The sequence below is a fragment of the Limnobacter sp. SAORIC-580 genome (assembly GCF_013004065.1).
Taxonomy (GTDB): domain Bacteria; phylum Pseudomonadota; class Gammaproteobacteria; order Burkholderiales; family Burkholderiaceae_B; genus Limnobacter; species Limnobacter profundi.
This window is the reverse complement of sequence record NZ_CP053084.1, coordinates 150,557-174,503: the sequence shown is the minus strand read 5'-3', so window position 1 is coordinate 174,503 and position 23,947 is coordinate 150,557. Positions and strand designations below refer to the sequence as shown.

At 51.8% G+C, this 23,947-nt stretch carries 16 protein-coding genes; 6 read left to right on the top strand and 10 right to left on the bottom strand.

What is annotated here, in order from left to right:
• Positions 1-2: 2 nt before the first annotated feature.
• The 6 genes from HKT17_RS00765 to HKT17_RS00740 all read right to left on the bottom strand — a co-directional run bounded on the left by HKT17_RS00765 (position 3) and on the right by HKT17_RS00740 (position 9,700).
• Entirely contained in the window at positions 3-1,385 is a 1,383-nt protein-coding gene (locus HKT17_RS00765) for a FliI/YscN family ATPase (protein ID WP_171097091.1), read from the bottom strand.
• Entirely contained in the window at positions 1,385-2,317 is a 933-nt protein-coding gene (locus HKT17_RS00760; protein WP_171097089.1) for an FHA domain-containing protein, read from the bottom strand. The genes HKT17_RS00765 and HKT17_RS00760 overlap by 1 nt, the downstream gene beginning before the upstream one ends.
• A gap of 17 nt (positions 2,318-2,334) precedes the next feature.
• On the bottom strand, positions 2,335-4,335 hold the full coding sequence (locus HKT17_RS00755; protein WP_240965939.1) for a flagellar biosynthesis protein FlhA: 2,001 nt from the start codon (positions 4,333-4,335) through the stop codon (positions 2,335-2,337).
• A 155-nt stretch (positions 4,336-4,490) separates the two neighbouring features.
• Positions 4,491-5,009 carry a GNAT family N-acetyltransferase gene (locus tag HKT17_RS00750; protein ID WP_171097085.1) on the bottom strand — a complete coding sequence of 173 codons (519 nt, stop codon included), beginning with the start codon at positions 5,007-5,009 and terminating at the stop codon, positions 4,491-4,493.
• Between the two features lie 66 nt (positions 5,010-5,075).
• Positions 5,076-8,870, bottom strand: a complete 3,795-nt coding sequence (gene metH, locus HKT17_RS00745; protein ID WP_171097082.1) for a methionine synthase — start codon at positions 8,868-8,870, stop codon at positions 5,076-5,078.
• Between the two features lie 305 nt (positions 8,871-9,175).
• Positions 9,176-9,700 carry a YgjV family protein gene (locus HKT17_RS00740; RefSeq protein WP_171097080.1) on the bottom strand — a complete coding sequence of 175 codons (525 nt, stop codon included), beginning with the start codon at positions 9,698-9,700 and terminating at the stop codon, positions 9,176-9,178.
• A gap of 197 nt (positions 9,701-9,897) precedes the next feature.
• Here HKT17_RS00740 and HKT17_RS00735 point away from each other — a divergent pair, with 197 nt between their 5' ends.
• The 4 genes from HKT17_RS00735 to HKT17_RS00720 all read left to right on the top strand — a co-directional run bounded on the left by HKT17_RS00735 (position 9,898) and on the right by HKT17_RS00720 (position 15,193).
• Positions 9,898-12,969 (top strand): ATP-binding protein, encoded by a 3,072-nt coding sequence (locus HKT17_RS00735; protein ID WP_171097078.1) that lies wholly within the window; start codon positions 9,898-9,900, stop codon positions 12,967-12,969.
• A gap of 80 nt (positions 12,970-13,049) precedes the next feature.
• Positions 13,050-13,811: a TerC family protein gene (locus HKT17_RS00730; RefSeq protein ID WP_171097076.1), complete on the top strand. Its 762-nt coding sequence runs from the start codon at positions 13,050-13,052 to the stop codon at positions 13,809-13,811.
• Between the two features lie 219 nt (positions 13,812-14,030).
• The gene (locus HKT17_RS00725; RefSeq protein WP_171101324.1) at positions 14,031-14,480 is read left to right on the top strand and encodes a histidine phosphatase family protein; all 450 of its coding nucleotides are present in this window, start codon (positions 14,031-14,033) and stop codon (positions 14,478-14,480) included.
• A gap of 146 nt (positions 14,481-14,626) precedes the next feature.
• The gene (locus HKT17_RS00720; RefSeq protein ID WP_171097074.1) at positions 14,627-15,193 is read left to right on the top strand and encodes a fasciclin domain-containing protein; all 567 of its coding nucleotides are present in this window, start codon (positions 14,627-14,629) and stop codon (positions 15,191-15,193) included.
• A 106-nt stretch (positions 15,194-15,299) separates the two neighbouring features.
• Here HKT17_RS00720 and HKT17_RS00715 read toward each other — a convergent pair whose 3' ends face one another.
• Positions 15,300-16,175, bottom strand: a complete 876-nt coding sequence (locus tag HKT17_RS00715) for a DMT family transporter (RefSeq protein WP_171097073.1) — start codon at positions 16,173-16,175, stop codon at positions 15,300-15,302.
• A 74-nt stretch (positions 16,176-16,249) separates the two neighbouring features.
• Between HKT17_RS00715 and HKT17_RS00710 the strand changes: the two genes are divergently transcribed.
• Together HKT17_RS00710 and HKT17_RS00705 are read left to right on the top strand one after the other, a co-directional pair.
• On the top strand, positions 16,250-21,229 hold the full coding sequence (locus HKT17_RS00710; RefSeq protein WP_171097071.1) for a PAS domain S-box protein: 4,980 nt from the start codon (positions 16,250-16,252) through the stop codon (positions 21,227-21,229).
• A gap of 84 nt (positions 21,230-21,313) precedes the next feature.
• Entirely contained in the window at positions 21,314-21,658 is a 345-nt protein-coding gene (locus HKT17_RS00705; RefSeq protein ID WP_105027871.1) for a PepSY domain-containing protein, read from the top strand.
• On the opposite strand, the gene HKT17_RS00700 is transcribed toward HKT17_RS00705, so the two are convergent.
• From HKT17_RS00700 to HKT17_RS00690, 3 genes are read right to left on the bottom strand one after another with little or no spacing between them, the layout of a single operon-like run.
• Positions 21,655-22,965: a sensor histidine kinase gene (locus HKT17_RS00700; protein ID WP_171097069.1), complete on the bottom strand. Its 1,311-nt coding sequence runs from the start codon at positions 22,963-22,965 to the stop codon at positions 21,655-21,657. The genes HKT17_RS00705 and HKT17_RS00700 overlap by 4 nt on opposite strands.
• Entirely contained in the window at positions 22,962-23,630 is a 669-nt protein-coding gene (locus tag HKT17_RS00695; RefSeq protein WP_171097067.1) for a response regulator transcription factor, read from the bottom strand. Before HKT17_RS00695 ends, HKT17_RS00700 begins: the two co-directional genes overlap by 4 nt.
• A 5-nt stretch (positions 23,631-23,635) precedes the next feature.
• Positions 23,636-23,944 (bottom strand): PepSY domain-containing protein, encoded by a 309-nt coding sequence (locus HKT17_RS00690; RefSeq protein ID WP_171097065.1) that lies wholly within the window; start codon positions 23,942-23,944, stop codon positions 23,636-23,638.
• Between the last annotated feature and the right edge of the window lie 3 nt (positions 23,945-23,947).

Sequence of the window (23,947 nt, the reverse complement as noted above, 5' to 3'; positions counted from 1 at the left end):
CACTATGCTTGCTCTGCAATAGTCAAAAATCTGGAGACCAGTTCCTCAAGCTCAGCAATTGCCGTATTCGGCGAAACAGATTGCATTCTGCCTTGTCGGCACCATTCATCGAGCAGGGGTTTGACACGCACAGCCTCATCGATAAGGGGATCAGTACCCTGCTTGTACTCATTCAACCGCACCAGCAGCTCCACTTCTTGATACAAAGAATAAATTCTGCGAAGCCCGGCAGCAGCATTTTTGGTTCGGTTGTCCGCGACAGAGTGCATCACGCGGGAGAGGCTACGCAGTGGATCAATGGCGGGAAAATGATTGCGCTCAACCAGCTTTGGACTTAGCACGATGTGACCATCGAGCAAGCTTTTTGCCTCGCTTGCAATGGGATCGTCTTCTATGCGATCGCCTTCCATCAATACAGTAAAAATTGCAGTGATGGAACCGGTTTCCGTGCGGCCAGCACGCTCGACCAAAGCAGGAAGAATGGAATACACGGAAGGAGTAAAACCCGCCTGGGTCGCGGGCTCGCCTGCCATCAAACCGATTTCCCGCTGCGCTCGGGCAAGTCGGGTGATGGAATCAATCAGCAACAAAACCGATTTGCCTTGATCACGAAGATGTTCAGCAATTGACATGGCTGTAAATGCTGCTCGAACCCGTTCAATCGGCGATTTATCAGAGGTTGCGCACACAAAGAAGCTGCGTTGGCGAATCGTAGTGTCGATTTCATTCTCGATAAATTCGCGCAGCTCACGGCCACGTTCGCCAACGAGACCGAACACCACAGCATCCACTTTTGCACCGCGTACAATCTGGGCCATCAAGGTACTTTTTCCGCAACCAGGCGGGGCGAATATACCCACCCGTTGCCCCACACCCAAACTCAATACATTGTCGATCAACCGGACCTGTGTTGTTAATGCCTGACTGACTGGCGGGCGACTTGTTGCGGGTGGTGCAGGACGAATGACCGGGCTTGCATCTGGATCGACCGACAGCACACTATCAAACGGATTGCCAGGATCGGCGAGATTGCGGCCCATGCCATCAAGAATAAGTGACAATTGACGCTGATGCGGCTTTACACAATGAGGACGCCCCATGGGCAGGACTGTCGCACCCAGTGCAATACCAACAACGGATTGTAGACAGGAAATGGTTGCAAGATTTTCAGTGAATGCGATCACTTCACCGAGTACAACTCGACCGTCGTTGGCCTCAATTTCACAAAGTTCGCCCAGTAACACATTGGGCAAATGAGCTTTGACCACAGAGACAACGATTTCGGAAACATAGCCAATTCGACGAACCGGGTTGAGGTTAACGAGCCGCTCCCGAAGTAGATCGAGAACTCCAGGGTCGAGTTCGGCGTTTGGATGAGCTTGCATTACAGTGGTACCTCATAGGTTGCAACACCCTTGAAAACCAACTTGTTCATGCCGATACTGGAAATAGTCAGGCCGTTGTAACTACCACCTTCAAACAGCATTGCCCCGTCACGCAACACCACAGCGGGAGCACGGCCCAGCACAATTTGCTCCACCTCAATGGAATCTACTTTGATTTGTTCATCAGTGAAGTTCATGGTTGCAGCCAGCTCGACGAACTGGCCGTAGTCACGGGCGTAAGCGGACAGTTGTTGCTCGAGTGCCATGCCTTGAACACGGGAAAGCTCGGCGGTGATTTTTACGCGGTTCTCTTCACGCTGCGCGGAAATCCCTTTGGTATTGAGTTGCTGGGCGAACAGTTCAAGATCATGAATCACGTTAATAGCCATCGTGACGCCAATCGGTACATCTTCTGCTTTCTCAATTTCGGAGACTTTTCTATCCAACATGCTGGCTTGTGTTTTCGCCACACCTGCCGTCCCGAAAAACAGAATCATCGACGTTAGCAAAAGGCCAACGATGAACAAAAAAGCCACGATTGCACGTGCGCCCAACCCCTGTAAAAATCTGAGAAATGTGTGGAGCAAGCGAAAAGACCCATCTCCCATTCTGGCTGCAAGACCCTGTCCGGCTGTGACCAAGGTAAAATCCAGCTGAATGTGACGGTAGTCCAGCGTGACAGTTTGAGAGGGGAACAAGGTGTTTTCTACCTTGCTGTTGTCAGGCGACAAGAGCTTGGCTCCGGGGTCGATACCCTCGATGACATAGCGTCGACCATAACGGCTAAGGGTAATCAAAGAATCAGGGATCTCTGGATCACAAAGAAAAATATCTGCCCTTGCTGAACCGCCCAGTGTGACAAATGATTTGCTCAGATTCCAGACCGCCCCGGCATGCAGGCCCGATTTGGCTTTGACTTGTAGTTGCATCATATTCCTTCGTGTCCCATTCAGCGATTAAAGGACTGTGATTCGGTGATTGCGATATTTCCCAAAACCTGGATTTCAAGATTCGACGAAACCTCTTGATGGGATAACACTGGTACACAAAACAGTGTCGGTTCAATTATTTGTCGGACATGGGTTCGACAATCCATGGAACAAACGATTGCGGGAGGGTATTCCTCATGCAGATAAGGACTGATTTGTTTTTCAACCATGGCGACCATCGCATTGATCGAGCTTGAATCAATGTCCAGATAGCTGTTGCTCCCCTGGCTTCGAACTGCCTCCCGAATGACCTGTTCGAACTCAACATCCAGAAGTACGATCCGCATTGTTTTGGACTGTGAGTACTGGTGGCAGATTTGTTCATGCAGTGCACGACGTACTTGCTCTGTAATTACATCCACATCCCTTTCACGTTGCCCCCATTCAATCAAGGAATTAAATATCGTTCTCAGGTTTTTGATGGAAACCCGTTCACGCATTAATTTTTGAAGTACTTCGACTACTTTGGTGGTGGGTAAAACGCGCTCCAGTTCTTTAAGTTGCTCAGCAAAACGATCCCCCAACGACGACAGGTGTCGCTGATACTCATTGAGAGTAAACATTTGGTGAATCTTGTTCACCAGCAATGTTTCGATTTGCTCAAGCAAACGGGACTCGTAGGTTTTGTAGGCCAAGCTGTGTTGATCCAGTTTGGGTTTGAAGGTTGGCTCACAAAGATGGTGATAGCGCCCGGTCGTTTTATCTTTCTCAGTGACGAATGCGAGTTCAATGCCCAAAGCTTGAATTTTCTCAATTGGCTCAAGAATACTGATTCGCTTTTCAGACAAATTCAGGCTAAGTGCAGGCACACCAAACACATAGATTTCCGCATAGTCTTCGTTGTGCTGTGTCAAATCGAACAAGGGCAAGACAACGCCAAGATGTTCCACCTGACGGTTTCTGGCGATCCTGCAAATATTCTGGATTTGATTGGTACTGGTAGGCTCCGCAGTGGCGGGGACTCGAATTTGCAAAGGCGCATAAGTGTCCGTGGTGGTTACATCTTCCAGGGATTTTTTATGGTCTGGCCCCAGCAAATCAGAGAATTGCCTTTCGATGTTAATTGGCTCCGGTTTATCGTTTTTCGCGGTCATGAAGTACCACGCTGCAAACAGCACCCCTGCTGTGACAACAAATACCGGGGCAGGCATCCCAGGTACGAATGCAAACATCAAGCAAAACACGCCACTGATTTGCAGGGCATTTGAGTTACGTGAAAGATCTTTAAACATATCGGCCGCTGTGCTGGAGCCATCACCCTCACCTTTGGTAACCCGTGTAACGATCAAGCCTGCTGCGACCGATATCAACAGAGAAGGAATAATGGCCACCAGGCCGTCACCGACAGACAGAATTGAATAAATACTGGCCGCTTGAGAAAAGCTCATGTCCTTTTGCAACATGCCTACCGCCAAACCGCCCAACAAATTGACCGCAGTGATCACCAAACCAGCGATTGCATCGTTTTTCACAAACTTGATGGCACCGTCCATGGCACCAAACAACTGAGATTCCTTTTCTAGCGTTGCACGCCTTTGCTTGGCAGTACTTTGATTGATAAGACCAGCGCGAAGATCACTGTCAATCGACATTTGTTTGCCAGGCATGCCATCGAGAGAAAAACGAGCAGCTACTTCTGCCACCCGCTCAGAGCCTTTGGTGACCACCAGAAAATTGACGACCGAAATGATGATGAAGATGGTTAGGCCTACAGCAATATTGCCGCCCACCACAAATTCGCCAAAGGTCTGAACAATATGCCCAGCATCTGCTTCGAGCAAAATTTGGCGTGTGGTGGAAATGGTAAGTGACAACCGGAAAAGGGTAGTCATCAATAAAATGGCGGGAAAAGAAGAAAATGCCAGAGGCGTTTCAATGAGTACCGCACTGATGGCCAGCAAGATTGAAACCGAGATGTTTATGGCCAAAAGTACATCCAGCATCATCGGCGATAGAGGCATCACCATCATCACAACCATCAGTATGACGAGAGAGGCACCAACCACTTCAGAGCGTGCGGAGGCAAGTCGCGCAAATTTGTTTAATGTTTCTATCACACCGACACCTTTGGTTTTTATAAAACTACTGGTGTTACTTGTGTGACAAAGAATTCGCTTTAGTTCATTGTAAGGAATGCTTTTGAAGAAGAATTCGAGTGAATCTCATCCATAGTTAACTTGGGATTGATTTTGGTCATTCGAATGAGGTCATCAGGTACAAGAATTTCATGCTCTGCAAAACCCATGTTCAGGTATAGGCGATGCGCCACACGGTTATTGGGAACACAGAACAACGTGACGATCAAAGAGCTTATGTAAGCCCGCTCACAAGCCCAATCGACCAGTTGGCGACCAATACCGTGACCACGATATTGGGGGTGACACAACACCCGGGCAATTACCCTGCCGAATGAGTTGAAATGAAGTTCGGTATACCCAACCGCAGCACCGTTGAGCCAAGCCACATAAACTTCTTCTGGTTTCTTGCCGAGATGGAATTCTGAAATGACGTGACCAAAACGATATTCGGCTCCGCTCCAAAGGATGAACTCCTCTTCGCTTTGAACCCATGTAGCCGCGTTGGCCAGGGTCATTAGCATGTGATCAGAATCAGTGATGGTTTGAATTTCAAGCATGAAAAAGATCCTCCCGTTAGTGAGTACCCTTTTCACACTCAATGGTTCAAACACCGTTCGTCTTGCTCAGCCTAGAATGGGAACCAGGGCTCGTTTCAAATCGTCTTCACTCCGACCTGAGTATTCCAGCAAGGCCTTGAACTGGTCTTGCCCGATCGTACCCACATTGAAGTAATCACTCTCAGGGTTGGCGAAATAAAAACCTGAAACGCTGGCAGCTGGACTCATGGCCAGGCTTTCGGTCAAGGTCATGCCAATTTCTTCGCACTGCATCACTTCAAACATGTTTCGCTTGATGGTGTGTTCTGGGCAGGCGGGGTAACCCGGTGCAGGGCGAATGCCCTGGTATTTCTCGGCAATGAGTTCTTCGTTACTCAGAGTTTCATCGGCCACATAGCCCCAAAGGTCTTTGCGAACGCGCTGGTGGAGACATTCTGCGAAGGCCTCTGCCATGCGGTCGGCAATCGCTTTGAACATGATGCTGCTGTAGTCATCGTGCGCCGCCTGGAATTCCTTTTCTTTCCTTTCAACACCCAAACCAGCGGTGACTGCAAACATACCTATGTAGTCATCGCCTAGCCCCTTGGGTGCAATAAAGTCAGCCAGTGATTTGTTCGGAATACCTTCGCGCTTTTCACCCTGCTGCCGTAAGGGGCTGTAGGTAAACAACACTTGGCTGCGGCTTTCATCGGAATAAACTTCGATGTGATCATCGCCCACCGTGTTGGCCGGGTAAAACGCCACCGCCGCGTTGGCTTGCAACCAGCGGCCTTCAATGCATTTTTTCAACATGGCTTGGCCGTCTTCAAACACTTTGCGGGCGGCTTCGCCCACCAGTTCGTCTTCCAGCACGCGGGGATAGCCACCGTGTAAATCCCAGGTTTGGAAAAACGGCGTCCAGTCGATGTACTGGGCGATATCAGCCAAATCGTAATTCTTGAAGTAACGCTTGCCGATGAACTTTGGTTTGGGTGGGGTGTAATTGACCCAATCGATTTTCTGTTTGTTGGCACGCGCAGCTTCAATGCTGATCAGGGGCTGGGCTTTCTTGTTGGCATGCTGTTCGCGTACACGTTCGTATTCGGTTTTCAATTCGGCTTTGAACGTGTCGGCCGATTCATCCGACAACAAATTCGAGGCCACGCCCACCGAACGGCTGGCGTCTGAAACGTAGACAGTGGGGCCATCGTAATGCGGTGCAATTTTCACAGCAGTGTGCACGCGGCTGGTGGTGGCGCCACCGATGAGCAAGGGAATGCCACGGTCGCGGAAATAGGGGTCGCGTTGCATCTCGCTGGCCACATAAGCCATTTCTTCAAGCGACGGTGTAATAAGGCCCGACAGCCCAATGATGTCGGCATTGATTTCTTTGGCTTTGGCGAGAATTTGCTCGGCAGGCACCATCACGCCCATGTTCTCGACTTCAAAGTTGTTGCACTGAAGAACAACGGTCACGATGTTTTTGCCGATGTCGTGCACATCGCCTTTCACGGTGGCAATCAAAATTTTACCCTTGGCTTTGGCATCGCCACCGGCGGCCACCAGCTGCTTTTTCTCTTCCTCAATGTAAGGAATAAGATGAGCCACGGCCTGCTTCATGACACGGGCACTTTTAACAACCTGCGGCAGGAACATTTTGCCGGCACCAAACAGGTCGCCGACCACGTTCATGCCGTCCATCAGCGGGCCTTCAATCACATTGATTGGGCGGCCGCCATTGGCTGCTATTTCAGCGCGGCATTCTTCGGTGTCTTCCACAATGAAGTTGGTAATGCCATGCACCAGTGCGTGGGCCAGGCGCTTTTGTACCGGTTGGTTGCGCCACTCCAGGTTTTCTTCCAACTTCTTGCCGCCCGCTTTCAGGGTGCCTGCGAATTCGATCATTCGCTCGGTGGCGGTTTTACCGAAATCGGGATCGTTGGCGGGAAGATCGGGCTGACGATTCAGCACAATGTCTTCCACGCGGGCTTTCAGCGCGGGCTCAAGCTCGTCGTAAACGCCCATCATGCCGGCGTTCACAATGCCCATGGTCATGCCGTTTTTAATGGCGTGGTACAGGAACACGGTGTGAATGGCCTCGCGGGCAGGTTCATTGCCGCGGAAACTGAAAGACACGTTGGACACACCACCTGAAATTTTGGCATGCGGCAGGTTTTTCTTGATCCAGCCTGTGGCCTCGATAAAGTCGTTACCGTAGTTGTCGTGCTCTTCAATGCCTGTTGCAATGGCGAAGATGTTCGGGTCGAAGATGATGTCTTCGGCCGGGAAGCCCACTTCATTCACCAGAATGTTGTAAGCACGCTCGCAAATTTCAATTTTTCGGGCGTAGGTGTCGGCCTGGCCTTTTTCATCAAAGGCCATCACGATGACTGCCGCACCATAACGCTTGCACAATTTGGCCTGACGTTTGAATTCCTCAACCCCTTCCTTCATGGAAATGGAGTTGACCACCGCCTTGCCTTGTACGCATTTCAAGCCTGCTTCGATCACGTCCCACTTCGAGGAGTCGATCATGACTGGTACGCGTGAAATATCGGGCTCGGACGCCATGAGGTTCAGGAACTTCACCATCGCAACTTTGGAATCCAACATGGCTTCGTCCATGTTCACGTCCACAATTTGCGCGCCATTTTCCACCTGCTGACGAGCCACGCTGAGCGCTTCGTCGTACTGCTCGTTCAAAATCATGCGGGCAAAAGCCTTGGAGCCGGTGACGTTGGTTCGCTCGCCCACGTTGATGAACAGGCTGTTGTCATCAATGTTCAGGGGCTCCAGGCCCGACAAGCGGCACTTGGGTTCCACGGTGGGAATGGTGCGTGGCTTTTGGTTTTCCAGTGCCTTGGCAATGGCCGCGATGTGATCAGGCGTGGTGCCGCAGCAACCGCCAGCCACATTCAAAAAGCCTGCTTGCGCAAATTCCTTCACCAGGCTGGAGGTAATTTCCGGTGTTTCATCGAAACCGGTGTCGCTCATTGGGTTGGGCAAACCGGCGTTGGGATACACGCAAATGGGCACGTCGCAAATTTTGGACAGTTCAGCCACATAGGGGCGCATCAGCGAGGCACCCAACGCACAGTTCAAGCCGATGGTAATGGGCTTGGCATGGCGCACGGAATTCCAGAAAGCTTCCACAGTTTGACCCGACAACACGCGACCGGAGGCATCGGTCACTGTGCCGGAAATCATGATGGGCAATTTATTGCCGGAATCTTCAAAGTACTGGTCGATCGCGAATAGTGCGGCTTTGGCATTCAGCGTGTCGAAAATGGTTTCGACCAGCAACAGGTCAACGCCGCCTTCAACCAGCCCTTTGGTTTGCTGGTAGTAAGTGGCCACCAGTTCGTCGAACGTAATATTGCGCGCACCGGGGTCGTTCACATCGGGGCTGATCGACGCGGTTTTGGGCGTGGGGCCCAATGCGCCTGCGGCAAACCGGGGTTTGTCCGGCGTGGAGTACTTGATGCAGGCTTCCTTGCACAGGCGGGCCGCCTCGCGGTTCATTTCGTCCACGAGGTGTTCCATCTCGTAATCGGCCTGCGCCACGGTGGTGGCACCGAAGGTGTTGGTTTCCAAAATGTCAGCGCCAGCGGCCAGGTACTGCTCATGAATCTCGGTCATGATGGCGGGCTGGGTAAGCACCAACAACTCGTTGTTGCCCTTGATGTCGCGGTGAAAATCAGCGAAACGCTCGCCCCGGTATTGGGCTTCCGTGAGCTTGTACTGCTGAATCATGGTGCCGGTTGCACCGTCCAGAATCAGAATGCGTTTTTGAAGGAGTTCACGGAGTTGGGCTTCGACTGCAGCGCCGTTGACAACAAGACTGTTGTGCTCGGCAGGCGAAGAAGCGGGGCGCGTGTTCATCGCGGGGCCTCTATATGGTGCAAGGGTTTGAAAACAGGCTGCATTTTAGCAGGTAAATGGCGTAAAGCGTTGTACTCCGGACGTACGGCGAAGCAAGTGAACCGCGCAATATTGCCTAAGCAATGCTTCTAATTCCGGCTTGACGCTTCTGGCTTGGGGCATGCGAAACGCCTTGGCGTCTTCGCATCGGTTCCTGGCGGAACCGCCCCGTGCTGCGAATCCGCCGGGAAGCCTTGCAAAGCCGGCAAAACAGCGCAGCTCACTTACTCCTCCGTTGTATCCTTGAGTCTCCCACTTTTTCCATTTCACGGCACCACAGTAGCCCCTCGCAGGCGATATAAACCATACAGGTTGGCCACAGTGATCACGATCATGGTCAGGCACAGTTCCCAGGAATCAAACAGGTAACCATGCACCGCCCACAAGGCATTGGTGGCCAAGGTGGCCTTGCGCATGCCCACATTGCCCATCATGAACAAGGCCCAAGTACCCAGCAATGTTGCAAACAGTGGCAAAGAGCTGGCCAGCCAACCTTGCCAGGTGAACACAGCAATAGCAACGGCCATGCCACTGAAACCCAATACCAGCGCCAAACGCAAACGCTGGCCCATGACGTTGGAATAAATGGTGACTGCCTGCCGCACCCCTGTGAGAAGCATGATTAAAAAACCGGTATGCACGCCCAACAAGTAGTATTGAAGCCCCCAAGCCATCGACGACAGTGCAAACAACAGCTTGGTCCCACGTTCTGAAATGACGCAGAACCCTGCAATGCTCAAGCCAAAAGCCACTATACCCACTGCCCGGGTTAACAAGTCCGTTGAGTCCAATTCCGATGAGTCCGATCATGATGAAACATTGATCGCAATACTACCTTTGAATTGTTGATTGCTGAGTGCGCGGCACAATCCGTCTGCAATTGATTCAATCCCTTGAAAAACCAGATAAATCGGGCCCGTTTAACGATTGAGCCTTGCCGCTGCCTGAGTTACAGTGAGCCATCCACCATTCCTTTACATTTCGCTTCATGCTTAATTTCAATATTCGCTCAAGCTTCACTACCCGCTTGATTGTGGGCAGCTTGATTGCGCTGTTTTTGCTGTCCATTCCCGTGGCCATCACAGCGCACTGGATATTGCGCAACAACACGATCAATCAGGCAGGTGCGAATGCTCTGGCTCAAACCGAGCAAATTGCCCAATCGGTGGACCGCCATTTGAAAGAGCACTTGCGGGACTTGGTCTACACCAGCCGCATTGAGCAGTCATTTGGAAATTACACAGCCGAAGAACAAACCAAGCTGTTGCAGATTATGCGTGAGCACACGCCGGGCTATTTGTGGATTGGTGTGGCCGCCCCGGACGGTACTGTGCTGGCGGCACTTGATGATTTGCTGGTTGGAAAAAGCGTGGCCTCGCGCCCGTGGTTCAAACAAGGCTTGATCGCGCCCGCAATTATGGATGTGCATGAGGCAGCGTTGCTGGCTGCATTGTTACCCGCTCGAGCTGAAGAAAAGTATCGGTTTATTGATTTCACGACTCCGCTAAAAAACCAGCAAGATGAAATCATCGGTGTGATTGGCATTCATCTGGACTGGAAATATTTTATTGCTGAAATCGAAAAGGACGTGTTCAACACCATCAATCCGTCTGCACCCACAGTGATTTTGGCCAAAGACGGCAGCCTGAGAATGGGCAACCGACTTGATTCGGCTGACTTTCAGGACAGCACCGCCTGGACAGCCATGGCAGGCTTCCGAAAAGCTGTGGCGGGAGAAAACAACTGGTCGATAGAAACCTTGAGCGATGGTGAAAGCTACCTGGTTGCTTTTGCACCCAACAACAGCCCTGAAACCAGCAGTTTGGGCTGGATTTCAGCCACGGTGACGCCCTTGAACGCAGTGGCTTCGCCTATTTCCAAAGCATTGATTGGTGCCATTGTGGCCTTGATCATCGGTACAGTGGCCACCCTGCTGCTGGTGCTTGCTTTGGGCCGAAGCCTTTCTGCCAAGGCCAGTGCTTATCTTGACCTGGTGCGCAAAAATGACCCCAAAGCGCTCGAGGCCTCTATGAAAGAGCTGCCCACCGAGCTGCAACCCATTTCCCGAGACATTCTGGATTTGACCCGTGGACTGACCCAAAAAAGCCTGTCTCTTGAAACTGCGCTGAAATCGGCCAAGGAAAGTTATTGGGTGGTTGAAGCGCTGATTGTGCAAGCACCCATCCCAATTGCCATGTTTGACACAGAAATGAACTATGTGGCGGCCTCCTCGCGCTGGGTGCAAACCTTTGCAAACGGCCACAAAGGCAGCCTGGTGGGCAAAAACCACTACGATGTAGTGCCCAACCTGCACGAGCGCTGGCGTCAGGCACATAGGGCGGGGCTTGCTGGGGAAAGCCTGTCAGCAACATCGGACCCTTGGACCAGTCCTGACGGATACACCATTTGGCTGGACTGGGCCATTGAGCCGTGGCTGAAACCCGATGGGCACCGGGGTGGCATAATTTTGATGTGCAAGGATGTGACCGAGGAACGTTTGATTCGGGACAGCCTGGCCGAGAGTGAAGAACGATTCAAACTGGCCATGGAAGGCTCACACGACGGCCTGTGGGATTGGCAAGTGGGGACCAACAAGGTTTACTTTTCACCCAGCTGGAAACGCTTGCTCGGCTACGAAGACCATGAACTGAGCAATGACTTTGGTACTTGGGAGCGCCTGACTGCGCCCGACGACCTGGAAGTGGCCAAGAAAGCACTTGCCGACGCCTTGGACAATCCCGAAAAGGATTCTTACGAAGCCGAATTTTGCATGGCGCACAAAAACGGCCATTGGGTGCATATTTTGGCCAAGGCACTGATCGTGCGTGATGAACACGGCAAGCCAACCCGGGTGGTGGGTACTCACCTGGACCGGACCGTCCAGCTAGAACTGGAAAGCCGGCTTCGTGAAACAGCCATTGCAGCCAAGGCGGAGAAAGACTCCAACGCAGAAAAAAGCCGCTTTTTGGCCACCATGAGCCATGAAATCCGCACGCCTTTGAACGGCATCATGGGTTTTGCACGGTTGCTGGAGATGGATTTGCCAACCGGTGAGCTAAAGGAACAAGCAGGTTATCTTGTGCAGTCCTCCGAAACACTGTCGGCGATTCTCAATGACATTCTTGACTTCTCGAAACTGGAGTCGGGCATGGTCAAGCTTGTAGATTCGCCATTTTTGATGGAGCAACTGCTCAAAGGCAGCACAGAATTGCCTCGTCTGACCTGTGAATCCAAAGGTGTGAAGTTTGAGCTGAACAACAAACTAGGCGAGCATCAGATTTATTCCGGTGACATGGGCCGCCTGCGCCAAATACTCCAAAACCTTTTATCTAACGCGATCAAGTTCACTTCTCACGGCAAAGTTAGCTTAACTGTCAGTAACACACAATTAAATCCAAACGAAGACCTGATTACTTTTGAGGTCAGTGACACTGGCCTTGGCATTCCAAAAGAGAAACAATCACTGTTGTTCAAACCCTTTTCGCAGGTACATACAGACCGTGAAAACAGGTTTGGCGGTACAGGACTGGGCTTGTCAATCGTGAAAAGCCTGATCAATGCCATGGACGGGGAAATCCAGTTGGAGTCAGAGCCAGGCCAAGGCACGCAAGTGATGTTCTCGGTCACCTTGAAGCGCGAGCATCAACTGGACAGCCAGGGCCAGGAGCGAATTTTACCTGTTCGACCTTTGCGCGTGCTGGTGGCCGACGACACGCCACTGAACATCAAGTTGATTCAGACTTTCCTGCAAAAAGACGCTCATTGGGTTGATGTGGCCAAAGATGGCAAAGAAGCCCTGAACAAAGCGATGACAGAACCCTATGACTTTATTTTGCTGGACATCGACATGCCCAAGCTGTCGGGTTATGAGGTGGTCGAGAAAATTCGATCCACAACCGGTCCGAACCAGCAATGCGAAATTGCCGCATTGACAGGCTACGCTTTCGACAGTGATATTGAGCGGGCTGTGGCCGCGGGCTTTAACTACCATTTCGCAAAACCGATTCAGTTCAATTTGTTGTTAAATCGCTTGGCGATAAGCAGTCAGAATACGAAATGATCACCCACCATGCGAAATGTGGTGCAAAATAGCGGGCTGTTGAAATTGACTAAAAAACGGGGTGTTTTATGGAATTATTAATGGATCCAAACGTTTGGATCGCTTTTGCGATTTTGACGGCCTTGGAAATCGTGCTGGGTATCGACAACATTGTGTTCATTACAGTGCTGGTGTCGAAACTGCCCGCAGACATTCGCGACCGCGTGCGTCAGTTCGGTTTGATGTTCGCAATGGCGACCCGAGTGGGCCTGCTGTTTTCGCTCTCCTGGATTATTGGTTTGACCGAACCCATTTTCGAGGTGGCTGGCAAAGCAATCACTGGGCGAGACTTGGTACTCTTCTTCGGGGGTTTGTTCCTGTTGTGGAAGGCCTCAAAGGAAATTTACCTCGAAGTGGAAGCACCACACCAGGTTGAAGAAGAACTGGAAGCAGGCGCTGCCATTCAGAAAACCGGTGCCAAGCTGTTTTGGTACTCCATCATTCAGATCGGTATTTTGGATATCGTGTTCAGCTTGGATTCCGTGATTACTGCGGTGGGCATGGCTGACGACATCGAGGTGATGATTGCTGCCGTGATGGTGGCTGTGGGTGTGATGATGCTGTTTGCCAAATCAATTGGCGAGTTTGTTGAGGCGCACACCTCTGTGAAAGTATTGGCACTGGCCTTCTTGATGATGGTCGGTATGTTGCTGATCGCAGAAAGTTTTGGCCAACACGTGCCCAAGGCTTACCTGTACAGCGCAATGGGCTTCTCGCTGCTGGTTGAATTGCTGAACCTGCGATCAAAAGCCAAACGTCAGCGGCTTGAAGAAATGGCACGTGCCAAAACCAACGCTGCCTGATAAAACCCGGTAGTAAATTGCAAAAAAGCCAGTGTAAACTGGCTTTTTTGTTTTGTGGGCCAAGCAAACAGCCCCACAGCCTCAAACCCAGAGGGTGAATTCATGCAGCACCGAATTGCTCAGTTTCTTGTTCTTTTCCCGCTCATTTTATTTTCAACTTCGGGGCGTACCGAACCCGATGCCTGGAACCTTTGGAAGCAGCCCGGGGTTCATGCAATTATGCGCCACGCCAGTGCGCCCGGTTTTGGCGACCCGGAGGGTTTCACCTTGAGCGACTGCAAAACACAACGCAACTTGAGTACGGCAGGGCGAGAAGAAGCCCGGATATTGGGTAAGGCCATTCAAAGCAAAGGAATCAAGTTAACCTCGATTTATTCCAGTCAATGGTGCCGCTGTTTGCACACCGCAGAGGAATTAAGATTGGGCAAGGTGCAGGCTTTGCCTGCCTTGAATTCATTTTTCCAGGGGCGGGGCAGCAGCACTGAGCAAACCACGGCTTTGAAGAAACACCTTGCCACGCTTAAACCCACCGACAAGGTGTTGTATGTCACCCATCAGGTCAATACCACCGCCCTGACCGGTATTTATCCAGACTCCGGTGAAGTGGTGTTGTTCAAGTTCAGCCCAGAAGGCGAAATTACGGTACTTGGCCGAGTACAGACCCCATGACACCGCCTTGCGAACCTTAACAAAACTTAACCCAGGGACACTGAACTTCGCCGGCACAACTGCCTCGAACAGTTAACGATTTCGGTTCAACAGCCGGGACGTTTGGAAAATCTTGTAGCTTGAAATTCCAACTGGAGGTAGTAAACATGTTGAAATCAAAACTCACGACAGCAAGCCTGATTGGTTCTATTGCAGTTTCAGCAGCCGCTTTTAGCCTGCCTGCCCAAGCAGAAATCATGGTGGGTGGTGCGCCCATGCTGCCAAGCAAAGACATTGTCGACAACGCCGTCAATTCAAAAGATCACACCACTTTGGTGGCTGCCGTACAAGCCGCAGGCCTGGTGGATACCTTGAAAGGCAAGGGACCATTCACAGTATTTGCGCCAACCAATGATGCATTTGCAGCACTGCCGAGCGGCACCGTGGACACTCTTCTGAAACCAGAAAACAAATCGGCCCTGCAAGGTGTGCTGACCTACCACGTGGTGCCTGGGAAAATTACAGCCGCCGATTTGAGTAATCAGATTGTTCAAGCTGGTGGCATGGCCACCCTGAAAACAGCATCGGGTGCTTCGCTTGGAGTAAAGCTGCAGGGCGATAAGGTGGTGCTGGTTGACGAAAAAGGTGGTACAGCCGAGGTCACCATTGCCAACGTTACCCAATCCAACGGCGTGATTCACGTGGTGGACAGCGTATTGCTACCCAACTCCTGATTCCAGAGTTTCCCCTGACGGGCGCTCAGCAAGCCTGTCGTCATCTCCGACCTTAAAATTGCTGTTTTGGCGAGCCCACGCGGTTCGCCTTTTTTTATGCAGCTTTCTAACGCGCCCGGGTCACCAACACAATGCCCAACACCACGGGAACAATGCCAATGAAATCGATCCAGTTCAAAGGCTCGTTCAGCAGCCATGCGCCTGCCAACAAGCCCAAGGGTGGTGTTAAGAAAAACCACACACTGGCTGCGCTGGCACTGCCACGCTCCAACAGGTTAAACCACAACTGATAACCGGTAATCGACACCACCAACACCAGCCATGCAAATGCGCCAGCAAACGAGGGAGTCCAGACGATTGCGGACCAGTCTTCCATGAACAAGGCAACAGGCAACAACAAAAGGCCACTGAGAATGATCTGAAAACCGGTTCCGGTGACGATGTCGGTGCGCACAGGCCATTTTTTGTACAGCACCGTGCCAAAGGCCAGGGTTAGTAAAGCGGCCAGTACCAGCAGGAAGCCTTCAAGCGAGTCTGTAGTAGAGCCGATTCGGTTGCGAACAATAAAGGCCACACCCAGAAAACCCAAAGCCAAACCCAGCACCTTTTGGCGTGTGAGGGGTTCGCGCAACAAAAACGAAGACAACACTGCAACCACAATAGGGTTTGCACTAATAAGAATGGTGGACAAACCCGAGGATAGGCTGCCCATGCCGGTCCAGCTTAAACCCAGATAAAGCGCATGGTTCAACAATCCCAAGGCGCTTAACACGCCCAACTCTTGGAGGGTTAATTTGCGCAGTGTTCCGCGCCAATGCGCCCAGGCCAGCATCAAGGCCCCAGCCACGAGAAAACGCAAAGTTAGAAACAACAGGGGTGGACTGTCGATCAAACCAATTTTCGCAGCAGGAAATGCGCTGGTCCAGATCAGGACGAATGGAAACGCCAATGAAGCGTTTCTCAAAAGGGGGTATTGATTCATTCAAGGAAATCCAGTAATTGTGAGACATTGTAATCAGCGAATCTGCTAAACCTAGCCGACGACCGGAGTTTTAGATGCTCGAGCAGTTCCGATTAATCGTCGTGGATGATGAAAAACCCCAACTTGAAGCACTGTGTTCACTGCTTCAAGATGCGGGATTTGAAGTCAAAGGATTTCCTGAACCAGTCCAGGCGCTGGAACACTTGAAGCGCCAAAGCTTTGATGTGCTGCTCACCGACCTGCGACTTCCCGGCATGGACGGCATCGAGTTGGTGCAACGTGCACGCCAACTGGACCCCGATTTAAGCGCTGTGCTGATGACCGGGCATGGCAGCATTAAAACTGCGGTAGACGCCATGAAGCTTGGGGTGCTGGATTACATCCTGAAACCCTTCAAGGTCAGCGAGTTGATGCCGGTAGTGAACCGGGCCATCGAAGTGCGTAAATTAAAGCTGCAAAACTCGCAGCTGATCCGCGACCTTTCCAGCAGCAATTCACGCTTGCTGGAAATGAACCATGAACTGGACCACTTTGCCGGGCGCGTTGCTCACGATCTGAATTCGCTTTGCCACATTATTCAGGGATTCGCAGGCAGCCTGACACGCCGGGCCCACAGCAAACTGGACGAGCAAGAGCAGCGCTACCTGCTGCGTATCAATGAGGCCAGCGCGCGCGGCGGTCAACTGGTGTCTGATCTGCTGGCTTTTGCGCGGCTTGGCTCAGGCGAATTGAAGTTCAACCAGGTGGTGTTGAATGAAGTGGTGGAAAAAGCCAGAGCCATGGTGGAATCGACCGAAGGCCTGCGACTGGCTGACTGGAGCATTGCCAAACTGCCCGACATTGAAGGTGATGAATCGCTGTTGGAGCAGGTGTTTGTCAACCTGTTTTCGAATGCTTTGAAATTCAGCCAGATCCGGGAACTGCCGACGATTGTGGTTGAAGCCAATGTTCTGAACGATGCCGTCGAAATCAAGGTTATCGACAACGGTGCAGGCTTCGACCCTGACCGGGCCGATGGTCTTTTCAAGCCTTTTCATCGCCTGCACAACGCTCATGATTTTGAAGGCCACGGCATGGGCCTGGCCAATGTAAAAAGAATCATTGAACGGCACGGCGGTCAAATCACCGCTGTGTCTGCTCCCGACAAGGGAGCTGTGTTTACCCTGATTTTGCCGATACACCAACACAGCAGCATCACACCACGACAGGCAAACGTTGTAGCAGAAACCCCAAGCCTTGAGTTGACCAGCACAATCGACGAGAAAATTGACCCGCAACGCTCAGAATTATTGAGCGCGTGTGTAGAACGGCTCAACGACATCGTGATGATTACCCAGGCCTCGCCAATCGACGCGCCCGGCCCGCGCATCATTTACGTGAACTCGGCATTTGAAAAGGTAACTGGTTACAGCCGGGATGAAGTAATCGGCAAAAGCCCACGCCTGCTGCAAGGCCCTGAAACTGACAAAACCGAACTACAGAAAGTTCGGGCCGCCCTTGTAAACAAGGAATCTGTGCATGTCGAACTGGTGAATTACGGCAAAAGTGGCAAACCCCACTGGCTTGAAATGGACATCGTGCCGGTGCTCGGCTCGAACGGAGAGGTACCCTATTTTGCGTCCATTCAACGCGATGTAACCGAGCGCCGCCGGGCGGAGGACAAACTCAAACGCAATGAAGCGCTGCAGCGTATTGGGGGGCGCCTTGCCAAACTGGGTGCCTGGGCCATTGAACTGGGCCCGGTGCCCCGCCTTTACTGGTCGGAAGAAGTATTCGACATACTGGAGATTGGCAAAGGCCAACTGCCCACCAGTTATGACGATGCCCTGCGTTATTACCATGGCAAATGGAAAAAGATGGTGGAGGCTGCGCTGGCCCGCTGTTCAACCGAGGGGCTCGCATTTGAGCTGGAGCCTGAAATGCGCTCCAACAATGGCCGGCGAATATGGGCTCGCGTGGTGGGCGAAGCGGTGCGCAACGAGAAAGGCGAGATTGTTCGAGTGCAAGGTGCTTTTCAAGAGATCACCGACTCCAAACTGGCGGTGCTTACGCTGATGCACATGAATCGACTGCTTGAAGCCCAGCAACGCGTGAATGACATTACCACCACCCTGGACAAGCCCGAAAAACTGTTGCAAGAGGTATGCAGCGTATTCTGCTCATTGGGTGGCCTGCCTTTGGCGTGGGTTTGTCAATTTGGCAAAGACTTGAGCGATTTGAAAGTAACGGCTGCCGATGGTTCTCAGCAAGAGTTTGTTTCTCAAATCATGAAGACCACCACCTTGCCGCGTGATCATGAACTGGTGGACCGCTTGCGCGCCGGGAAAATGCACATTTGCCAGAATGTGGCAGAGGAACCGCAAGCCAAAATGTGGCATAAACAGGCCATTGAAGAGGGTCTTGAGTCTTTTGCCATACTGCCCATTCATGCGCAAGGCAAACTGCGTGCAAGCCTGGTGTTGTTTGGGGCGGGCATTCACTTTTTCACCAACGAAGTGCGACAGCTGTTGAAAACCTTGGCGAAAAATTTGTCTTTTGCATTTGAAAACCTGTTGTTTGCCGAGGAGCGAAGCCGCAATGCAGAGCGCCTCAAATTGCTCGAAACATGCGTGGAACGCCTGAACGACATTGTGCTGATTACCGAGGCCGAACCAATCGATGGCGATGGTCCGAAAATACTCTATGTGAATGATGCTTTCGTCAGACGCACTGGATACTCACGCGAAGAAGCCATTGGAAAAACACCCCGAATTTTGCAAGGTGAGCGGACGCAGCGCGATGCATTGGACCGCATCCGCAACGCTTTAAAGGACTGGAAACCAGTTCGTGAAGAGTTGATCAACTACACCAAGAGCGGCGAAATGTTTTGGCTGGAACTGGAGATCGTTCCTGTGGCCGATGAGACAGGATGGTACACCCACTGGGTGGCGATTGAACGTGACATCACCGAGAGAAAACAGGCTGAAGCCGCATTGAAAGAGGGATCTGAGCGATTCCGGCTTTTGGCTAGCGCATCAAGAGACTGTATCTGGGACTGGAATTTGATCACCGATGAAATTTGGTGGAATGAAGGGTTCGAGAAATTGTTTGGGTTCGACCGAAAAAAAATTGAACCCAGCAATGATTCCTGGATTAATCGCATTCACCCGGAAGATCGTGAACGCGTGGTCAAAAGTATTTTTGAAGCCATCAATTCCAGTGAGGAAAGTTGGCAAAATGAATATCGATTCGCACATTTCAGTGGTCGCTGGCTGGATGTTCTGGACCGAGGTTACGTGATTCGGGATGAACAGGGAAAAGGCATTCGCATGATAGGCGGAATGACCGACATGACCCATATCCGGCAGTCTGAACGGCGCAGTCAAGCGCAATTGATACGGATGAACCTGCTCAACGAAATTACGCGCGCCATTGGCAATCGACATGATCTGGACAGTATTTATCAGGTGGTGACCAACAGCATTGAACACGAACTTCCTGCAGACTTTTGCCTTACCGCCTCCTACTCGGAACTCGAGAAAACCATTACCTTCAGGTCATTGGGCAATGCGACAGAAGTTTCTGCAAACCGCATCGGGTTTTACCTGCATGCGTCCATTCCGGCAAAAGGTGTTCATCTGGACCGGGCACTTCAAGGCGAATTTGTGTATCAACCCAACCTCGGGGGCAGCATGTGCCTGACAGGCGAGGGCATGCACGAACTGGCGGGACTGGACAGCATGGTGATTGCTCCCCTGATGCATGAGAGCAAAGTACTGGGCATTATTACCACCGCACGAAAAGGGCTGGATGCCTTCTCGCCCGATGAGCTTGAATTTCTTCGTCAGTTGGCCGAACACGTGGGATTGGCCCTTGCACAAACCGAACTGCTTCGGGAATTGCAGGAAGCCTATCAGAACCTTCAACGCACACAGCAACTGGTGTTGCAACAAGAACGCCTGCGAGCGTTGGCGGAAATGGCAGGGGGTATTGCACACGACATCAACAATGCAATTTCGCCTGTGGCTTTGTACACCGATGCCCTGCTGAGCTCGGAAAGCAACTTGAGCGAACGTGGCCGCAAGCAGTTGCAAACCATTCAACTGGCCATTGACGATGTGGCCCGAACTGTGGACCGCATGGGGCAGTTTTCCAGACGACAGGAGGACGGCGTAGAACTGACCAGCGTGAACCTGGCCAAGGTGTGCGAACAATCCATGGAATTGACCAAGGCCCGCTGGCACGACATTCCCCTGCGCAATGGTATTTCAATTGAATTCAGTGTAGAACTTGGCCAGGATGTACCCGAGATAGATGCATCGGAACCCGAGTTGCGAGAAGCGCTCACCAATCTGATTTTCAATGCGGTAGATGCCATGCCCAGGGGCGGCACCATAACGCTGTCGACCCGACTGGAGAAAAAAAGCGACCATGACCAGGTGGTAATTGAAATACGCGACACCGGCCTGGGTATGAACGAAGAAACGCTGAAGCGATGCCTGGAGCCCTTTTACACGACCAAAGGTGAACGTGGCACAGGCTTGGGCCTGGCCATGGTGTATGGCATTGTGAAACGGATGCGTGGCCAGATTGAAATTGACAGTCAGGAGAATAAGGGGTGCACCGTTCGAATTTTGCTACCCACCGGTTGTCGTCAAAACAAATTACAAACCCGCGAAACGGGCGATCAAAAACCCCACCCTTCCTTCCACATTTTATTGATTGACGATGACACCAAAGTTCTGGGAGCACTGAAGGATGGTTTAAGCGCAAGCGGCCACAGGGTTCAAATTGCCAATTCAGGACCACACGGCATTGAGTTGTTTACCAAGGCCATCGCCGAGGGTGCGCCATTTGATGCGGTGATTACAGATTTGGGCATGCCTGGCATGGATGGGCGGCAGGTGGCCGAGGCTTTGAAAAACATCAACAAAGATTGCCCGGTGACCTTACTGACTGGCTGGGGCAAACAACTGGATGCCCAAACCACAGTGATACCTCACATTGATGCTGTGTTAGCCAAGCCACCCAAAATTTCTGAGATTCAGGCATTGCTGCGAACCCAAATTCAATAAAAGAATGAGGCCCTGAATTTTCAGCTTCAATTCATCTTGTTTTTCTAGACTGTGTACACATTGAACCCACACAGGAGATACAAAATGATTCGTCGCCCCACCCCAACTTTGTCTGCCCTTGCCTTGATTTTGCTGACTGCCACACTGATGGCAATGCCCAAGGCATCGCATGCCGATGATGACAGGTCGAACGCCACACGAGACACAGAGATCGTCAAGGCGTTTGGTTTGATCAGCGCTGAACAAGCCCGCGAAATTGCGCTAAAAGAAGCCCCTGGCGTGGTGACTGAACTTGAACTGGATGACCGCGACTATGCCAAAGGATGGAAGTGGGAAGTGGAAGTTGTGAATGCCGATGGCCGCGAGGTTGAAGTAGACCTGGATGCAAAAACTGGCAAGGTGTTGAAGGTTGACAAAGACTGGTTCTAAACCAGTGCACCGGGCTTGAAGGTGACACGCACAGTAAGCCCTGGCGCGTTGTTGGCAAATTCAAGCTCGGCGCCGTAGGTGCCTGCAATGTCATGCGCAATGGCCAAACCCAGACCACTGCCCGGTGTGTTTTCATCAGCCCGAAAGCCACGCTGTGTGATTTCAGTCAGCAAGCTGGAAGGACAACCCGGGCCGTCATCACTAATCTGGACTGTGTTGCCCTGAAGTGAAATGTGCACGGTCGTGTTGGCCCACTTCGATGCATTGTCGATTAAATTGCCAAACAGCTCGAACAAATCTTCCCGATCACCCAGCAAGGTGGCGCCATGGGGTACCTGAACCACAAAGTTCAATGCCTTGTCGCGGTAAAGCGCTTTGCAACTTCCCACCAAGGCATTCAGTATTTCAAGCAAGTCAATGCGCTGGCCTGGGCGCAGATCACCCACCACCCGCACACGGGCTGTTTCCCGATCAATCAAGCGGGCTACCTCCGCAGTCAAGGTGTGAACCTCTTGGATGAACTGGCGGCGGTCTGATTCATCGCTGAGTTGTGAGAGCCGGGCAAGCCGGGTTTTCAAGGCGTGGGCCAAATTGCCCATGCCCTCGCGGGATCGTTTCAAGCGCTGATCAATCGCAGTGAGCAAACGATTCAACTCATCAACCAAGGGTTTGATTTCATCGGGGCCCTGAAATTCAAGCTGCTTGATTTCGCCTTGTTGCAAACGGGCCAAGGCTGCTTGCACTGCATTGAGGGGCTTTAAGGTTTTAATCACGATCAAGCGCTGAATCAACACCAGTGCCAACAAAAAAAGCGCCGAGAAACCCGCGTTGGCCAGCTGGTATTGCTTCAGGTTATTGCGCAATGGGGTGATGTCGCGCGCAATTGCAATGGTGAACTGTTGATTGTCTTTCTCGTAGTTGCGCGCATGCACCAAGAGGTATTGACCATCGGGCCCGGATTGTCGAGTGATCAATGCCTGCGGTCCGCCCGGTGTTGGCAGTGTGAAATCAGCATCCCACAGCGAACGGGAGTAGCGAATTTCCGCTTGGTGTTGCAAGGCAAAGTAAGTGCCGGAATAAGGCTGTTGATAGGCGGGTACCAAACCGGTGGTACTCAGGGCAAGGGCATCTGCGGTATCAAACTCCACACCAGCCAGCAAGGCTTCGCTGTCTTGCTGTAGTTGGTCGAGCAATTGTTTCTCCAGCAGGTTTTCAATGGCACTGGAGGAAAGCCACCACTGTGCCAGCAGCAACACCATGAGGCTAACGATCAAACCAAACGACAAGCGGTTGCGCAATGAATTCATGGTGCGGGCTCGCCAAATACATAGCCTTGCCCTTTGCGGGTTTGTATCCACTGCGCGCCGATTTTCTTGCGCAGGCGGTTCACATACACCTCCATCACATTGCTGTCTTTGTCCGCATCGTATTCATACACATGCTCGGTCAACCTTGTTTTGCTCAAGGGCTGCCCGGGGTGCAACATGAAATAGCGCAGCAAGCGAAATTCTGTAGCGGTGAGTTGTTGGGGTTCTTCATCATTGACCTGAACGGTTTGCAAGGTTTCATCCAGCAGCAGGCCTTTGGCTTTCAGTGACTCAGGCGCTGTACCCACAGCACGCTTGAGTACTGCACCAATGCGCGCCAGCAATTCTTCAGTTTGAAAGGGTTTGGGTACATAGTCATCGGCACCCGCATTGAAACCTTCCACTTTTTCCTGCCAGGTTCCCCGCGCAGTCAGCACAATGACCGGCAATTTCAGACCTTGCTTACGCCAGGTTCTCAACACATCCAAGCCCGGTTTTCCGGGCAGGCCCAAGTCGAGCACCACCAAATCATACGGTTCAATACAACCCTGCGCTTCGGCCTCAATGCCATCTTGCACCCAATCAGCCGCATACCCTGCCTTGCCCAGTTGTTTGTGCAACTGCGCGCCCAGTACCGGGTCATCCTCTACCAACAGCAGTCGCATGGCGCTTAATCGTCCTGTTCAAGTTGCAGCAGTTCGCCGGTGCGGGCATCGAACTCCATTTCCCACACTTTGCCGCTGCTTTCAAGCAATTCTATTTCATAGATGTAACGTCCATCGTCTTTGTCGAGATCGACATCGACAATGCGCCCCGGCTTGATCTTGCGGGCACGATCGAAAATTTGCTCAAGCGAGAGAATTTCGCCGCTGCGCTGAAGCTGGCGAATGCGTTTGTCGTCGTCTGCATAGGCAAACGGCGGTAAGACCGAAGCAAAGCAGAGCAGAACAACTAGAAAAGTGAGGGCACGGGCTTTCATGAT

What these genes read in the sequence shown, in the direction of transcription:
- HKT17_RS00765 (WP_171097091.1), bottom strand. Translation starts at nt 1,385, where the DNA reads ATGCAAGCTCATCCAAACGCCGAACTCGACCCTGGAGTTCTCGATCTA.
- HKT17_RS00760 (WP_171097089.1), bottom strand. Translation starts at nt 2,317, where the DNA reads ATGATGCAACTACAAGTCAAAGCCAAATCGGGCCTGCATGCCGGGGCG.
- HKT17_RS00755 (WP_240965939.1), bottom strand. Translation starts at nt 4,335, where the DNA reads ATGCCTCTATCGCCGATGATGCTGGATGTACTTTTGGCCATAAACATC.
- HKT17_RS00750 (WP_171097085.1), bottom strand. Translation starts at nt 5,009, where the DNA reads ATGCTTGAAATTCAAACCATCACTGATTCTGATCACATGCTAATGACC.
- metH (WP_171097082.1), bottom strand. Translation starts at nt 8,870, where the DNA reads ATGAACACGCGCCCCGCTTCTTCGCCTGCCGAGCACAACAGTCTTGTT.
- HKT17_RS00735 (WP_171097078.1), top strand. Translation starts at nt 9,898, where the DNA reads ATGCTTAATTTCAATATTCGCTCAAGCTTCACTACCCGCTTGATTGTG.
- HKT17_RS00730 (WP_171097076.1), top strand. Translation starts at nt 13,050, where the DNA reads ATGGATCCAAACGTTTGGATCGCTTTTGCGATTTTGACGGCCTTGGAA.
- HKT17_RS00725 (WP_171101324.1), top strand. Translation starts at nt 14,031, where the DNA reads ATGCGCCACGCCAGTGCGCCCGGTTTTGGCGACCCGGAGGGTTTCACC.
- HKT17_RS00720 (WP_171097074.1), top strand. Translation starts at nt 14,627, where the DNA reads ATGTTGAAATCAAAACTCACGACAGCAAGCCTGATTGGTTCTATTGCA.
- HKT17_RS00715 (WP_171097073.1), bottom strand. Translation starts at nt 16,175, where the DNA reads ATGAATCAATACCCCCTTTTGAGAAACGCTTCATTGGCGTTTCCATTC.
- HKT17_RS00710 (WP_171097071.1), top strand. Translation starts at nt 16,250, where the DNA reads ATGCTCGAGCAGTTCCGATTAATCGTCGTGGATGATGAAAAACCCCAA.
- HKT17_RS00705 (WP_105027871.1), top strand. Translation starts at nt 21,314, where the DNA reads ATGATTCGTCGCCCCACCCCAACTTTGTCTGCCCTTGCCTTGATTTTG.
- HKT17_RS00700 (WP_171097069.1), bottom strand. Translation starts at nt 22,965, where the DNA reads ATGAATTCATTGCGCAACCGCTTGTCGTTTGGTTTGATCGTTAGCCTC.
- HKT17_RS00695 (WP_171097067.1), bottom strand. Translation starts at nt 23,630, where the DNA reads ATGCGACTGCTGTTGGTAGAGGATGACCCGGTACTGGGCGCGCAGTTG.
- HKT17_RS00690 (WP_171097065.1), bottom strand. Translation starts at nt 23,944, where the DNA reads ATGAAAGCCCGTGCCCTCACTTTTCTAGTTGTTCTGCTCTGCTTTGCT.